Consider the following 14,748-nt stretch of genomic DNA (forward strand, 5'->3'; position numbering starts at 1 on the left):
TGATTCAGCCCGCCATTTCGGCACGATTCAGCGCACAATGCGACCAGAGCCCATCCATCGCCTTGACCAGGGCGTCAATCTCTTTGGGACCATGTACCGGGGATGGGGTAAAGCGCAGCCGCTCGGTGCCGCGCGGCACTGTCGGGAAGTTGATCGGCTGCACATAGATCCCGTGATCCGACAACAGCATGTCGCTCAGCTTCTGGGTATGGACCGGGTTGCCGACGATCACCGGCACGATATGGCTGCCATGGTCGATGATCGGCAGGCCAAGCCCCTTCAGCCGCATCTTCAGGATCCGTGCCTGCAGCTGGTGCTGTTCGCGCAGTTCCGGCGCCGTCTTCAGATGGGCAACCGAGGCCGCCGCCCCTGCCGCTACCGCCGGGGCCAGCGACGTGGTAAAGATGAAGCCCGGCGCATAAGATCTTATGGCGTCGCACATTTTTTCCGATGCGGCGATATAGCCGCCCATCACGCCAAAGGCCTTGGCCAGGGTTCCGTTCACAATGTCGATGCGATCGATCAGCCCGTCGCGTTCGGTCACACCGCCACCGCGCGCGCCATACATGCCAACCGCATGAACTTCGTCGATATAGGTGAGCGCGCCAAATTCATCAGCCAGGTCGCAGATCTCGGCAATCGGGCCAAAGTCGCCATCCATGGAATAGACCGATTCAAAGGCGATGAGCTTGGGGGCGGCAGGATCCGCCGCTGCCAGCAGCTCCCGCAGATGCGCAACATCATTGTGGCGGAAGATGCGCTTGGCCCCGCCATTGCGCCGCACACCTTCGATCATCGAGGCGTGGTTCAGCGCATCGGAAAAGATGATCAGACCGGGAAACAGCTTGGGCAGCGTGCTCAGCGTGGCATCATTGGCGACATAGGCCGAGGTGAACAGCAGCGCCGCCTCTTTCTGATGCAGGTCCGCCAGCTCGGCTTCCAGCTGTTTGTGATAGACCGTGGTGCCCGAAATATTGCGGGTGCCGCCGGAGCCTGCACCGGTGGCATCAATGGCCCCATGCATTGCCTCCAGCACTACCGGGTGCTGACCCATGCCCAGATAATCGTTGCCGCACCAGACCGTTATGTCCTGTTTGCTGCCGTCTGGACGGGTCCAGACCGCATGTGGAAACTGACCGTTCTGCCGTTCGATATCAATAAATGTCCGGTAGCGACCTTCGGTGTGAAGCTGAGCAATCGCTTGGTCGAGTTTCGCGGTATAGTCCACCGGCACCTCCATGGCATAGTTGGCACCAGCGGATCTGGCGCGAGCTGTGGTCGGGCTGATATATTCACGTTACCGAATAAATAACCCGATCCCTCCGTTTGATCAATCAAATACGGTGAAGGGGCCGGTCCAGCCTTGATGCAGGTCAAATAGACCTTTGCGCCGACGGCAGCAAGAATTGTAACGCCCGTTTGACGCTACAAACCGACGCATATCACAGGCTTATCACTGGCACATCACAGGTGGGCGGCCTCTGGCCCCTGTCGGCGGGCACTGTTAGGCTTCGCGGCGAGCCAACCATCAATTGCAGGAGCCCCCTGACCATGTCCTTGAACGACGTCCTGAACCGGATTGACAGCGACCTTGATGCCGCGACGCAGCGGCTGATGGATTTGCTGCGCATCCAGTCGATCTCCACCGATCCCGCCTATAAGGCCGAATGCGACAAGGCTGCCGATTGGCTGGTGGCGGATCTGCAATCCATCGGCATCGAGGCCGCAAAGCGCGTCACTCCCGGCCACCCGATGGTGGTAGGTCACGTCGGCCCTCAGGATGAGGCGCTGCCGCATGTGCTGTTCTACGGCCATTACGACGTGCAGCCGGTGGATCCGCTGAACCTCTGGACCACTCCCCCGTTTGAGCCGCAGCTGGAAGAGACCGCGCGCGGCACCGTCATTCGCGGCCGTGGCGCCTCGGATGACAAGGGCCAGCTGATGACCTTTGTCGAAGCCTGCCGCGCCTGGCAGGCGGTCAATGGCACCCTGCCCTGCCGTATCACCTTCTTCTTTGAGGGCGAGGAAGAGAGCGGCTCGCCCTCTCTCGTGCCCTTTATGGAACAGCACGCAGCCGAGCTGAAAGCGGATCTGGCGCTGATCTGCGACACCTCGATGGTGTCGCGCGGGGTGCCGTCGATTTCCTCGCAGCTGCGCGGCATGCTGAAGGATGAGTTCACCCTGATCGGCCCGCGCATCGACCTGCATTCCGGCCATTACGGCGGCCCCGGCCTCAACCCGCTGCGCGAAATCAGCCGCATCGTCGCGTCCTTCTATGACGAAGACACCGGCAAGGTCGCGGTTGAGGGCTTCTATGAGGGCGTACATGAGGTGCCGGAAGAGCAGCTGCGCCAGTGGGAAGGCTGCGGCTTTGATGAAAAGGATTATCTCTCCAACGCAGGCTATACTCAGGCCCACGGGGAAAAGGACCGCTCGGTTCTGGAACAGCAATGGGCCCGCCCAACGCTGGAGGTGAACGGCCTCTGGGGTGGCTACAACGGTGCCGGCTCCAAAACCGTGATCCCGTCTGAGGCGCATTGCAAGATCACCTGCCGTCTGGTCGGCGACATGGACCCGGATGCGCTGCGCCTGAAAATCCGCAAACATGTCGAAGACCGGCTGAAGCCTGACTGCAAGGTGGTCTGGGACAATGATCTGGAGGGCTCGCGTGCCTCGGTGATGAATATCGCCCGCCCCGAATTCGAAGCCGCCCGCGGTGCGCTGTCGGATGAATGGAACCGCGAAGCCGTATTCTGCGGCATGGGCGGCTCGATCCCCATTGCCGGCTTCTTCAAATCCATCCTCGGTATGGATGCGATGCTGATCGGCTTTGCCAATGAAGATGACGCCATCCACTCCCCAAATGAGAAATACGATCTGGAAAGCTTCCACAAGGGCATCCGCTCCTGGGCACGCGTGCTGGATGCTTTGACCACGAAATAACAAGGCCAGTGGTGTGCGCTCCGGCGCGCACCACATCTCGACAGGGCAATCACCGTAACGCCTCGCCACAAAACGCAAAAACCCCGCCGAAGCAGGGAGCGTTCATCCACAAATTTAGGGAAGAAAGTGGCGCGGTTGACGGGGCTCGAACCCGCGACCCCCGGCGTGACAGGCCGGTACTCTAACCAACTGAGCTACAACCGCGCATGGGCCTTTCGGCAAATCAGGCAGCAGCCTGACCTATATATCCCCTCCGGGGCGGACCCTGAACGACAGGGCATCGTATGAAAGTGGCGCGGTTGACGGGGCTCGAACCCGCGACCCCCGGCGTGACAGGCCGGTACTCTAACCAACTGAGCTACAACCGCGCATTTACTTTCATCTGGATCCCTTAACCCGGATCCGGGGCGGACAGCAGTGGCGCGGTTGACGGGGCTCGAACCCGCGACCCCCGGCGTGACAGGCCGGTACTCTAACCAACTGAGCTACAACCGCTTGCTGTTCCATCCAACGTCGCCGCTGAATGTTGGGCTGTAATATTCGCAGCACCGAGGGATCGTCAAGCGGTGTTTTGGCATTTTCTCCGGTTTCCGTGAAAAAAAACAAAGCCACCGCCAAATTGCCGCCTAACCCATTGTTTTTCCGAAATTCCCATCTGGCGTCCCGCCGGGCACCAGGGATAATCCATCGAGAAAATCACTGCCGACCTCAGATCCGCGGATCACGGAGCCAAGCGGCGACAACAACAGCGCCATCCAGCCGCAAGGTGCCGCAGACAGCACCGATGGCGCGCCGTACCAGAGCCGCGCCACCGGTTAGTCCTGATCAGTTGGAGATCACCATGACAACGGCCGCGCCCCGGCCCTGCTCACGGATAAACTGCATCTGGTTTCCAGAGACACCGATTTTCTGGCAGTCCGTCCCCCGCTCCGGCTGCTTGCCGATGCGGACATTGCGGCACCACAGGGCGCCATTCCACTGCCAGGCGCCAACCAGCTTGCCCTGGTTGGTCTTTCCCTTGATTTTCCCGTTGGGCAGGATCTGCATACTGCCCCAATCGGCGCTGAGGGTCTTGCCACCGACAAGAGCGAGAAACTCCGCCTCGGTCTTGATCGGCTTATAGGACCCGGCCTGCCCCGCTGCGGGCAGACAGAACAGGACAGAGACCACGACTGAAAGGATTGCAAAATATTTCATGACATAAACTCCACGTCATATACTCGGTAAAAAAACTCCCCTCCGGCGGGAAATGCGCCGAAGGAGCGACATGAGCCTACTGCGAAACCATATGCCTCGCAACTTTGGCGCTGGCAGAGCTTATTGATATGGAATTCAAGGTGGAGATGGTGGGTCGTGAGAGGCTCGAACTCCCGACATCTTCGGTGTAAACGAAGCGCTCTACCAACTGAGCTAACGACCCGGTGAGCGCGGATTTAGAGAATGCGCGCGCTCTGCGCAAGAGGCAAATCGCAAAAATCTGCGAAAAAATTCCCACCCCTAGCGCAGCACCCGCTCCATGCCCTGCGACAACTCGTAGATGCAGCCCTGTTCATTGGGCAAGGCGGCCATTTCCGCGCGCGACAAGCCGCAGATCACCCCGCGCAGAACCTGTCCCCACAGCCCATGCGCCACCACAACGGTCGGCTCACTCAGCCCGGTCAGGAAATCCGTGATCCGGGCCTGAAACGCAGCAAAGCCCTCGCCCTTTGGCGCCGCACAGAACAAATCCAGATTGAGCGGGTTGGCGGCGTAGATATCCGGGTATTCAGCCGCGACCTCGGCACGGGTCATGCCCTGAAACACGCCGGCCTGCGCCTCGGCCAGCCGGGCGTCGGTGACATAGGGCTGACCGCCAAGCGCGATCTGCGCCGTCTGCTGCGCCCGCCCCAACGGCGAGACATAGCAGGTAGGTCCCTGTGCCAAAATCGGCGCCATCAGCCCCGCCTGCTGCTGCGCATGCTCAATCCCCAGCGGGCTCAGCCGCGATTCCAGCTGTCCCTGAATGCGCCCTTCGGCGTTCCATTCCGTCTGCCCATGCCGCAGAAACCAGATCTTCGGATAGTCCATGCCCGCCCTCGTTGATGCCCGACCCTCCGGCCCTTGCCTCAACATCTAGACAGGTTTCTCCGGCCTGAGAAGAACCAAGCGCGAAACGCGACACCACGTCCGCACCACAAGACGCAGAGGTCAGCTAATCGGCACTGCAAAAGGAAGATGGTGGGTGATAAGAGATTTGAACTCCTGACATCTTCGATGTGAACGAAGCGCTCTACCACTGAGCTAATCACCCTTGGCGGCGGTCATACCGCCGGTCGCGCGTCGCTGCAAGAGGGGGGTGATGAAAAATCCCGCTGCGCTGCGATTTTTGCGCCGCACGGGCGCTGCCCCCTCCTACTCCAGCGGCAGCACATTGCGGCAGATCATCGTGCGCAGGGTGAAACTGGACCGGGTGTTGCGAATGCCGGGGACCCGCATCAGACGATGCTCCAGAAACTGATCGAAATCGGTCAGATCCTGCGCCACGACCCGCAGCAGAATATCGCGGCTCCCGGTCATCAGATAACATTCCATCACCTGATCGAACCGCCGCACCGCCGCCTCAAAGGCCTGCAACCCTTCGCTGGACTGGCGTTCCAGCTCCACCGCGACAAAGATGGTGACCGGCAGGCCAACCTCGGCCTGATCGACCCGCGCCGAATAGCCCGAAATCACGCCGCTGTCCTCCAGATTGGCGACCCGCCGCGCACAGGGCGTCGCAGAGAGGCCGACTCTCTCCGCCAGCTCGGCGATCTTCATCCGACCGTTCTCCTGCAGGGCGGCCAGAATCCTGCGATCAATCTTATCCACGTGTTTCCCCCTAATTTTGGCCAGATATTAGGGAAAGCCACCAACATCATCAATAACTGCGACGTATTTTGGAGGAAACCGGCGGTTGCGTGGCGGTATTCTGCGGTGAAATGGAGGAGCAATCCAAAGATGACAGCCACAATCACCCCCGTCGCCACCTCGACACATGAAGAAATCTACCGCGTCGAGGATGCCTCGGTTGGTCTCACCGGTTTTATCGCCGTGCATTCCACCTTGCTTGGCCCGGCGGCCGGCGGGCTGCGGATGCGCCCCTACGCCAGCGCCGATGACGCGCTGACCGATGTCAAACGCCTGAGCGAAGGCATGACCTACAAAAACGCCGCAGCAGGCCTCGCGCTTGGCGGCGGCAAGGCGGTGATCATGGGCGATCCCGCCACCCAGAAAACCCCGGAGCTGCTGCGCGCCTTTGCCCGCGCCATCGACAGCCTGGACGGGCGTTACATCACCGCCGAGGATATGGGCATGAGCCCCGCGGACATGGCCATCCTGGCCGAGGAAACCAGCTCCGTCGCCGGGCTTGCCGATGGTGAATATGCCTCCGGTGACCCCTCACCCATCACGGCGCGCGGCATCTTCAATGCGATCCGGACCGCCTGGGCGCATAAGACCGGCCAGATCGACCTCAGAAACCGGGTTGTTTCGGTTCAGGGCCTGGGCCATGTCGGCTGGTATCTCTGCGATTTTCTCAACAAGGCCGGTGCCGAGCTGATCGTCACCGATGTAAACAGCACACAGGTTGAACGTGCAGTTGCCGCCTTTGGCGCCACTGCTGTCGCCCCCGATGAGATCTACGCGGTGGAGGCCGATATTTTTGCCCCCTGCGCGATCGGCGGCATCCTCAACAGCGAAACCATTCCGCAGCTGAAGGTTGCCCTGGTCGCAGGCGGTGCCAACAATCAGCTGGCCTCGGCCGAGGATGCAGCCGCACTGCACAAACGCGGCATCCTCTACGCGCCCGATTTCGTGGCCAATGGCGGCGGCATCATCAATGTCGCCACCGAGATCCTGAAAATCGGCAACCGCAACAGCTTCGTGGCCGAACGGCTTGAGGCGCTGGAGGTCACCATGGCGGCAATCCTGAAACAGGCCACCGCCGATGACGTCAGCCCCGACTCCGTGGCCATCGCCACCGTGCAGGCAAAAATGGCGCCCAAAGCGGCCTGACCCGGCATCGCGACCCTGTCGCCCGCCCCGAACATCCAAGATGCGCTACCCAATGCAGCGCCTTGGATCAAGCCCGCCGAATAAGAGCGGGCGCCAGACGGAAGAACCCGAAATCTCGGGAAAACAATAATAAAACCTGATTTGGGCGACCATTTGCGGTCGCCCTTTTTCTTGCGAGGCCTGCGTGGAACCCCTGAGGGGCACTGACTGCCGCTATGAAAATCTCCTTTGAACCAATCGTCCCCCCGCGCGTTAGGGTAAAAGCAGCCGACACAGACCGACGGAGGACATGATGGCCCTGTTCCACCCCGACAATCGCAATCGCAGCGACCGCCACAAGAAGATCTACGCCTATTGTGAAATCGCCTACACGATGGTCGATGTCTCCGCTGCGGTGCTGTTTGTGATAGGTTCGATCCTGTTCTTCAACGACGCAACCGTCACCCCCGGCACATGGCTGTTTCTGGTAGGATCCATCCTCTTCGGCCTGCGCCCGACGATCAAACTCTACCGTGAATACGCCTATCTGCGACTTGGCGATTATGACGATATCACCCGCCAATGACACGGCCCGCGCCCGCGTCTCCGCCAAGCCACCGCCCGGCGGACCGGCCAACAACCGGTTTCTCGTCGCCCTGTCATATCAGGCCAGCGTATCCCATGTTGCGACAATCAAGCGGCCCAACAATGCGGCGAACTGATCTATTTCTTCCTCTTCCCACGGCCGACGAACCGACAGGTCGCCTGCTTCAAGAAGGTCGCAAACGCATCTCACAGGACATAAGGCAGATGGGCGCCCCGGATAAGGGACGCCCATCTATTGTTACCTATTGCGGATTGATCTCAACAGCTTAGGGGCAGCACCCGTGGCCTGGATCAATGCGCGGTGGCGCTGGCGCCATCCTCGGGAACACCCAATGCTGCCTTGGCAGCGGCGGCGGCCTCTTCTGCCGCCTCATCCCATTCGATGGGTTCGGGCGTATCGGTCAGCGCATGTTTCAGCACCTCGGAGACGTGGCTGACGGGGATGATCTCCAGCCCCTCCTTCACGTTATCCGGGATATCCGGCAGGTCTTTCTCATTCTCCTGCGGGATCAGCACCGTCTTGATACCACCGCGCAGCGCGGCCAGCAGTTTCTCCTTCAGACCGCCAATCGCGGTCGCATTGCCGCGCAGCGTCACCTCGCCGGTCATGGCGATATCCTTGCGGACCGGGATCCCAGTCAGCACCGAGACAATCGCCGTCACCATGGCCAGACCCGCGCTTGGGCCGTCCTTCGGCGTTGCGCCATCCGGCACGTGGACGTGGATGTCCAGCTTGTCGAATTTCGGCGGCTTCACTCCAAGCTGCGGCGAAATCGAGCGGACATAGCTTGAAGCCGCCTCGATCGACTCTTTCATCACATCGCCCAGCTTGCCGGTGGTCTTCATCCGACCCTTGCCCGGCAGGCGCAGCGCCTCGATGCTCAGCAGCTCACCCCCGACCGAAGTATAGGCAAGACCGGTGACAACACCGACCTGATCTTCCTTCTCGGCGAGACCATAGCGATACTTCGCAACCCCAAGGAATTCATCCAGATTCTCAGGCGTGACAGAAACGCTCTCCGCCTCTTTCTTGACGATCTTGGTCAGCGATTTCCGCGCCACTTTGGCGATCTCACGCTCCAGATTCCGCACCCCCGCCTCACGGGTATAGGTGCGGATGATCTCGGTCAGCGCCTCATCGGTGAGTTCGAATTCCTTGGCCTTCAGACCGTGGTTCTTCACCTGCTTGGAAATCAGGTGCTGCTTGGCGATCTCACGCTTTTCATCCTCGGTGTAACCGGACAACGGAATGATCTCCATCCGGTCCAGCAGCGGCCCCGGCATGTTGTAGCTGTTCGAGGTGGTCAGGAACATCACGTTCGACAGGTCATATTCCACTTCCAAATAGTGGTCCATGAAGGTCGCGTTCTGTTCCGGGTCCAGCACCTCCAGCATCGCCGACGCCGGATCACCCCGGAAATCCTGCCCCATCTTGTCGATTTCATCGAGCAGGATCAGCGGGTTGGTGGTCTTGGCCTTCTTCAGCGCCTGAATGATCTTACCGGGCATGGAGCCGATATAGGTCCGGCGGTGACCGCGGATCTCGGACTCGTCGCGCACGCCACCCAGCGAAATGCGGATGAACTCGCGACCGGTTGCCTTGGCCACCGATTTGCCCAGCGAGGTCTTGCCGACACCCGGAGGGCCAACAAGGCAGAGGATCGGCCCCTTCAGCTTGGCCGAGCGCTGCTGCACCGCGAGATATTCAACGATACGTTCCTTGACCTTCTCAAGCCCGTAGTGATCGGCGTCCAGAATATCCTGCGCCCGGCTCAGATCTTTCTTCACGCGGGATTTGGTGCCCCAGGGCAGGGCCAGAATCCAGTCCAGATAGTTGCGCACAACCGTGGCTTCCGCCGACATCGGCGACATGTTCTTGAGCTTCTTCAGCTCGGCCTCGGCCTTTTCGCGCGCCTCTTTGGAGAGTTTGGTCTCGGCAATCTTGGCTTCCAGCTCGGCGACTTCGTTAGAACCGTCCTCGCTGTCGCCCAGCTCCTTCTGAATGGCTTTCATCTGCTCATTCAGATAATATTCGCGCTGGGTCTTCTCCATCTGGGATTTGACGCGGGTCTTGATCTTCTTCTCGACCTGCAGCACCGACAGCTCGCCCTGCATCAGGCCATAGACCTTCTCCAGACGTTCGCTCACCGACAGGGTTTCCAGAAGATCCTGTTTGTTGTCGACCTCGATCCCCAGATGACCGGCGACCAGATCGGCCAGCTTGGCCGGTTCCGTGGTCTCGCCAACGGCGCTCAGCGCCTCTTCCGGGATGTTCTTGCGGACCTTGGCATAACGCTCGAACTCATCGCCGACCGTGCGCAGCAGCGCCTCCACGGTGGTGACATCGCCGGGGATCTCGCTGAGATACTCCGCGCGCGCTTCAAAGAAGTTGTCGTTGTCCAGATATTCGGTGATTTTCACCCGCGCATGACCTTCGACCAGCACCTTCACGGTGCCGTCGGGCAGTTTCAGCAGCTGCAGCACATTGGCCAGCACGCCGACACTGTAGATGCCATCGGATTGCGGATCATCTTCCGCCGGGTCGATCTGACTGGACAGCAGGATCTGCTTGTCGTCGGTCATCACCTCTTCCAGGGCACGCACCGATTTTTCCCGCCCGACGAACAGCGGCACGATCATATGCGGGAACACAACGATATCGCGCAGCGGCAGGACGGGGTAGGATGAATTGAGTGGCTCTTGCATACTCGGTCCTTTGGTTTGGCAAGACGCCCCCGCCCCGATTATCGGCAGCTTCGGCGCGTCTCCTCATTGGCTGTTTATCTGGTGCAGCGGTGTCGGGATTTCAACCGCCGTGCCTCAATGTTTGGTGTCACATTGCCCGCAGCGCGCCCGGACCACAAGGGCGCAAATGCAGCTAGGGTGAGCAAATGGTGAAGGCCGCGCGCGGCAGCCTCCGCCGATGACCTGACCCGCAGCATCAGCGCCGCATCAGGGTGATCACCCCGCGTTCTAGCCGCCCACCCGGTCCGGTTTCGCGGTAGGTGCCGCTCATCCGGGTCTGATCAATCAGGAACAGACGGATATCCTGCCGCAACACGTCTCCGGTGCCGGTGTCGCGTTCTGATTGCAGTCTCAGTTGCAGCATCTGCTCCTCCCCGCAGGGCAGCCGCCCCATGCCCAGCTCATCGAGGAAGACCTCCGCACCATCCGCCAGATCGCCGCGGCCGACGCTTTCGGCCCTCAGCCCCGTGCCCGGCTCAGGTGGCGCCCGGTCCAGCACGCCGACGGGGATCACCCCGGACACGGCAGAATCCGCCACCAGACGGCCATTGCGAAATCTCAGTGTCAGCACCTCACCCGCGCGCTGCGGCAGCGGTTCCATATCGACGCGGCCGCCAACCGGCAGCCCGGTCTCCCCCGGCCCCTTCTGCACAAACCACTGGCCCCGCAGCGCTTTGGAGCCGCCCTTGATCAGATCGTCAAATGCGATCCGGCAGCCATCAAGCGGTGGTGCCTTGAAAAAACTTGAGGCCTCGGCCAGCGACCCCGGCGCCTTAGCTGCCTGATCCGACTGCGCCACAGCGCCAGAGGCAGCCACAAGGCCGCCCAGCAGCACCACGCTCCCCCATGCCTGTAACCAGCTCATCGCGACCCTTCCCGTTTTGGCGGAATCTAGCAGCGAGGTCTTCATAACCAGTGAACGCGGACCGGACCGGGATCATCCCTACCAAAGATCGCAGCAAAAAGCGCACGACATCAGGCCGTTGCCTTGGGTGCCGTCGCGCTCCGGCAATCCTTACCGCTGCGCGGCCGACGTCAGGTGCGCCAGCGACCCCGGCTGCTCCCCATAGGATCCGCCATGGTCCAAAAGCGCAAAAACAGCAACGCCCGCCGCCAGCAAAATCATCAGCGAACAATGCGCAAGTCCAGTTGAAGCCGTCTCATTCATCGGATCTCTCCACGTTGGTCATCAGTGCCTGATTGACAGATCACCGCTGATTTGTGGCGCAAACGTGTTCAGGGCAGGACCCGCCGATGAACATTCGCTCAAGTTTTCGACAATCCGGGCGCATCCCCCTTGCTGGCCCCTACAATGGCTCAATATCGCCTTCGGCACGGGTGTCGTGGAAATCCTTCTGCCAGGCCTCGAAGGTGCCCGCAGCAATCGCCTCCCGCATGCCGCCCATGATTTCCTGGAAGTAATGCAGGTTATGCCAGGTCAGCAGCATCCCCGAAATCATCTCGTTGCTGCGGAACACATGGTGCAGATAGGCGCGCGAATAGTTCGAACACGCCGGGCAGCTGCACTGCTCATCCAGCGGGCGCGGGTCATCCTGGTGGCGGGCGTTCTTGATATTGACGACGCCGTAGCGGGTAAACGCTTGCCCCGTGCGGCCAGAGCGCGATGGCAGCACGCAGTCCATCATGTCGATACCACGGGCCACCGCACCGACGATATCATCAGGCTTGCCCACCCCCATCAGATAGCGCGGCTTGTCCTCGGGCAGGAAACCGGGCGCATAATCAAGACAGTCAAACATCGCCTCCTGCCCCTCGCCCACTGCCAGGCCGCCAACCGCATAGCCCTCGAATCCGATCTTCTTCAGCGCCTCGGCGCTTTCTTCGCGCAGATCCTGCTCCAGCCCGCCCTGCATAATGCCGAACAGCGCATGGCCCGGACGGTCGCCAAAGGCCTCGCGCGAGCGCTCCGCCCAACGCATCGACAGGCGCATCGACTCGGCGATCCGGTCGCGGTCCGCAGGCAGCGCCGGACATTCGTCGAAACACATCACGATGTCCGAACCGAGCAGGCGCTGGATTTCCATCGACCGTTCCGGCGTCAGCTCATGTTTGGATCCGTCGATATGGCTTTTGAAGGTCACACCCTTTTCCGTCAGCTTGCGCAGACCCGCCAGCGACATAACCTGAAACCCGCCCGAGTCCGTCAGGATCGGCCGCTCCCAGTTCATGAATTTGTGCAAGCCGCCCAGACGGTCGATCCGCTCTGCCGTGGGGCGCAGCATCAGATGATAGGTATTGCCCAGCAGGATATCCGCCCCGGTCGCACGCACGCTCTCCGGCAGCATTGCCTTCACCGTTGCGGCCGTGCCCACGGGCATGAACGCAGGCGTGCGGATCTCGCCGCGCGGCGTATTGATGACACCGGTGCGGGCCTTGCCATCGGTGGCTTTCAGGTCAAATGAGATTTTCGGCGCCATGTTCTCTTCCTTGGGCTGTCTTGTGCGTGGTCCCGCCGCTGCGGGGAATTTCCTACGGGATCATCTGCCACCTGAACCGTGCTCCGCCGCGATCCGGGACCATTCCGGCAGAGCCTGCCGGATGTGCCTTATCCCGGCGCGGTTTTCAAGCCTGCATGACCGCAGCCCGCGCCAAAGCCCCGGCAGCCCTATCCAGCCCCCACCCCGCACGCCACGGATGCGTCGCAGACGGGGCCGTTCCCCTTGCCTGCCACCACCGCACACGCCATAGAGAAGAAGAACGGGGCGCCGTCCCCCCACGCTTGAATCCCGGGTCCACGACCCCCAACTGCATACCATAGCATACAAATTTATTGCGAGGCATAATGACCGAAGAACTCCTGCTGAGCCTGCTGACGCAGAACATCATCTATATCCTGGGCGCGATCTTCCTGATCATCCTGATCCTCAAGGGCGTCCGCATCGTGCCGCAGTCCGAAAAATACGTGGTCGAACGCTTTGGCCGCCTGCATGCAGTGCTTGGCCCCGGCATCAACTTCATCGTCCCGCTGCTCGACTCCGTCGCCCATAAGGTCTCGATCCTGGAACGCCAGCTGCCCAACGCCAGCCAGGACGCCATCACCAAGGACAACGTGCTGGTGCAGATCGACACCTCGGTGTTCTACCGCATTCTGGAACCGGAAAAGACCGTCTATCGGATCCGCGACGTTGACGGCGCCATTGCCACCACCGTGGCCGGCATCGTGCGCGCCGAGATCGGCAAGATGGACCTGGACGAGGTGCAGTCGAACCGCTCGCAGCTGATCGGTCAGATCCAGCATCTGGTCGAAAGCGCCGTTGACGACTGGGGCATCGAAGTGACCCGCGCCGAGATCCTTGACGTGAACCTCGATCAGGCCACCCGCGACGCCATGCTGCAGCAGCTCAACGCCGAGCGCGCCCGCCGCGCCGAGGTGACCAAGGCCGAGGGCCAGAAACGCGCGGTGGAACTGGCCGCCGACGCCGAGCTCTACGCCGCCGAGCAGATCGCCAAGGCCCGCCGCATTCAGGCCGATGCCGAGGCCTATGCCACCGGAGTGGTCGCCAAAGCCATTGCCGAAAACGGTCTGGAGGCCGCGCAATATCAGGTGGCGCTGAAACAGGTCGAGGCGCTCAATGCCCTTGGCGCAGGGGAAGGCAAACAGACCATCCTGGTGCCCGCCAATGCGATTGAGGCCTTCGGCAACGCCTTCAACATGCTGAAAGGGGCCGGAAAATGACGGCCCTGCTCTCCGTCTGGTGGGTCTGGATCGCGATTGCCATCGGCCTCGCCATCGTCGAGGTGCTGGCGCCGGGCTTCATGTTCCTCGGCTTTGCCGTCGGCGCGGTGCTGGTGGCCCTGCTGCTGGTCGCCACCCCCGCAGGCAGCATCACCCTGCCGGTGCTGCTGCTGATCTACGCCACCCTCTCGCTGATCGCCTGGCTGGTCTTGCGCCACTTCTTCAAGGGCCCCAAAGGCCAGGTGAAACACTTCGACCACGATATCAACGATTGAACAAAGCCCCGTCCGGTCTGCACTGGGCGGGGATCCCCCCTAGCCTCACCAGTCCCGCAATCCAATACAACAGCCGCAACCGTCAGGCTCAGCAGTGTATAGATAGCGACATTCGGAGCTGGCGCCCGTCTCCGCTACTGGAACGCAACAATGCGTCCGAAGCGGCCAGAGGCTATGTTGTCTTGCAAGACTCTCCTCTCTGCAAATCCTATCCAGCGTCCAGTCTGCAATCGGATGTTATGCAACTGCGATCCGGCTGCGGCTCGAAACCTTTTTCTGCTCCGGGTCGGTCTGCTCTGCCGTTGCGAAACGTCTACCCGCGACATGCTGATATCACACGGAGATACGCCCCATATTGGCGGACAACGCCGATCAGCTGGACGTGGTCGCGCTCATTTCGGTCGCAAAGCCACTGAGCTGACGGAGGGCTTTCAGGTAGGGATATCCTAATCTAGCATGTGATCGTCGGTC

The 14,748-nt window shown here is 61.1% G+C and carries 12 protein-coding genes and 5 tRNA genes; 5 read left to right on the plus strand and 12 right to left on the minus strand.

The annotated features are described in order from the left end of the window. Positions 1-4: 4 nt before the first annotated feature. Positions 5-1,228 (minus strand): 5-aminolevulinate synthase, encoded by a 1,224-nt coding sequence (gene hemA, locus VXL81_RS17285; RefSeq protein WP_416555383.1) that lies wholly within the window; start codon positions 1,226-1,228, stop codon positions 5-7. A 323-nt stretch (positions 1,229-1,551) separates the two neighbouring features. Here hemA and VXL81_RS17290 point away from each other — a divergent pair, with 323 nt between their 5' ends. Beyond that, entirely contained in the window at positions 1,552-2,943 is a 1,392-nt protein-coding gene (locus VXL81_RS17290) for a M20/M25/M40 family metallo-hydrolase (RefSeq protein WP_416555385.1), read from the plus strand. 127 nt (positions 2,944-3,070) lie between these two features. Here the strand turns inward: VXL81_RS17290 and VXL81_RS17295 are convergent. The 8 genes from VXL81_RS17295 to VXL81_RS17330 all read right to left on the minus strand — a co-directional run bounded on the left by VXL81_RS17295 (position 3,071) and on the right by VXL81_RS17330 (position 5,790). Continuing rightward, positions 3,071-3,147, minus strand: a tRNA-Asp gene (locus VXL81_RS17295). Positions 3,148-3,234: 87 nt separating this feature from the next. After that, a tRNA-Asp gene (locus tag VXL81_RS17300) sits at positions 3,235-3,311 on the minus strand. Positions 3,312-3,361: 50 nt separating this feature from the next. Further along, a tRNA-Asp gene (locus VXL81_RS17305) sits at positions 3,362-3,438 on the minus strand. Positions 3,439-3,768: 330 nt separating this feature from the next. Further along, a complete protein-coding gene (locus tag VXL81_RS17310; protein ID WP_340545925.1) occupies positions 3,769-4,140 on the minus strand; it encodes a hypothetical protein in 372 nt (123 codons plus the stop codon). A gap of 147 nt (positions 4,141-4,287) precedes the next feature. Continuing rightward, positions 4,288-4,363: transfer RNA gene (locus tag VXL81_RS17315), tRNA-Val, on the minus strand. Between the two features lie 77 nt (positions 4,364-4,440). Beyond that, entirely contained in the window at positions 4,441-5,010 is a 570-nt protein-coding gene (locus VXL81_RS17320) for a histidine phosphatase family protein (protein ID WP_416555387.1), read from the minus strand. Positions 5,011-5,158: 148 nt separating this feature from the next. After that, positions 5,159-5,233 (minus strand) — tRNA-Val (locus VXL81_RS17325). A gap of 101 nt (positions 5,234-5,334) precedes the next feature. After that, the gene (locus VXL81_RS17330) at positions 5,335-5,790 is read right to left on the minus strand and encodes an Lrp/AsnC family transcriptional regulator (RefSeq protein ID WP_340545927.1); all 456 of its coding nucleotides are present in this window, start codon (positions 5,788-5,790) and stop codon (positions 5,335-5,337) included. 129 nt (positions 5,791-5,919) lie between these two features. On the opposite strand from VXL81_RS17330, the gene VXL81_RS17335 reads away from it, so the two are divergent. After that, positions 5,920-6,975, plus strand: coding sequence for a Leu/Phe/Val dehydrogenase (locus VXL81_RS17335; protein ID WP_416555389.1), 1,056 nt, complete (start codon positions 5,920-5,922; stop codon positions 6,973-6,975). 289 nt (positions 6,976-7,264) lie between these two features. Further along, complete coding sequence (locus VXL81_RS17340) at positions 7,265-7,540, plus strand: YrhK family protein (RefSeq protein WP_416538973.1); 276 nt, start codon at positions 7,265-7,267, stop codon at positions 7,538-7,540. Between the two features lie 311 nt (positions 7,541-7,851). Here the strand turns inward: VXL81_RS17340 and lon are convergent, their stop codons facing one another. The 3 genes from lon to tgt all read right to left on the minus strand — a co-directional run bounded on the left by lon (position 7,852) and on the right by tgt (position 12,743). Next, positions 7,852-10,266 carry an endopeptidase La gene (lon, locus tag VXL81_RS17345; RefSeq protein ID WP_416535159.1) on the minus strand — a complete coding sequence of 805 codons (2,415 nt, stop codon included), beginning with the start codon at positions 10,264-10,266 and terminating at the stop codon, positions 7,852-7,854. Positions 10,267-10,501: 235 nt separating this feature from the next. Beyond that, complete coding sequence (locus VXL81_RS17350; RefSeq protein ID WP_416555391.1) at positions 10,502-11,170, minus strand: hypothetical protein; 669 nt, start codon at positions 11,168-11,170, stop codon at positions 10,502-10,504. Positions 11,171-11,612: 442 nt separating this feature from the next. Further along, positions 11,613-12,743 (minus strand): tRNA guanosine(34) transglycosylase Tgt, encoded by a 1,131-nt coding sequence (tgt, locus tag VXL81_RS17355; RefSeq protein WP_340545932.1) that lies wholly within the window; start codon positions 12,741-12,743, stop codon positions 11,613-11,615. Between the two features lie 365 nt (positions 12,744-13,108). Between tgt and VXL81_RS17360 the strand changes: the two genes are divergently transcribed. Together VXL81_RS17360 and VXL81_RS17365 are read left to right on the plus strand one after the other, a co-directional pair. Beyond that, positions 13,109-14,002, plus strand: a complete 894-nt coding sequence (locus VXL81_RS17360; protein WP_340545933.1) for an SPFH domain-containing protein — start codon at positions 13,109-13,111, stop codon at positions 14,000-14,002. Further along, positions 13,999-14,277 (plus strand): NfeD family protein, encoded by a 279-nt coding sequence (locus VXL81_RS17365; RefSeq protein WP_340545934.1) that lies wholly within the window; start codon positions 13,999-14,001, stop codon positions 14,275-14,277. Before VXL81_RS17360 ends, VXL81_RS17365 begins: the two co-directional genes overlap by 4 nt. Positions 14,278-14,748: the final 471 nt, after the last annotated feature.

It is taken from the genome of Phaeobacter sp. JH204B (assembly GCF_048055755.1).
Classification (GTDB): domain Bacteria; phylum Pseudomonadota; class Alphaproteobacteria; order Rhodobacterales; family Rhodobacteraceae; genus Phaeobacter; species Phaeobacter bryozoorum.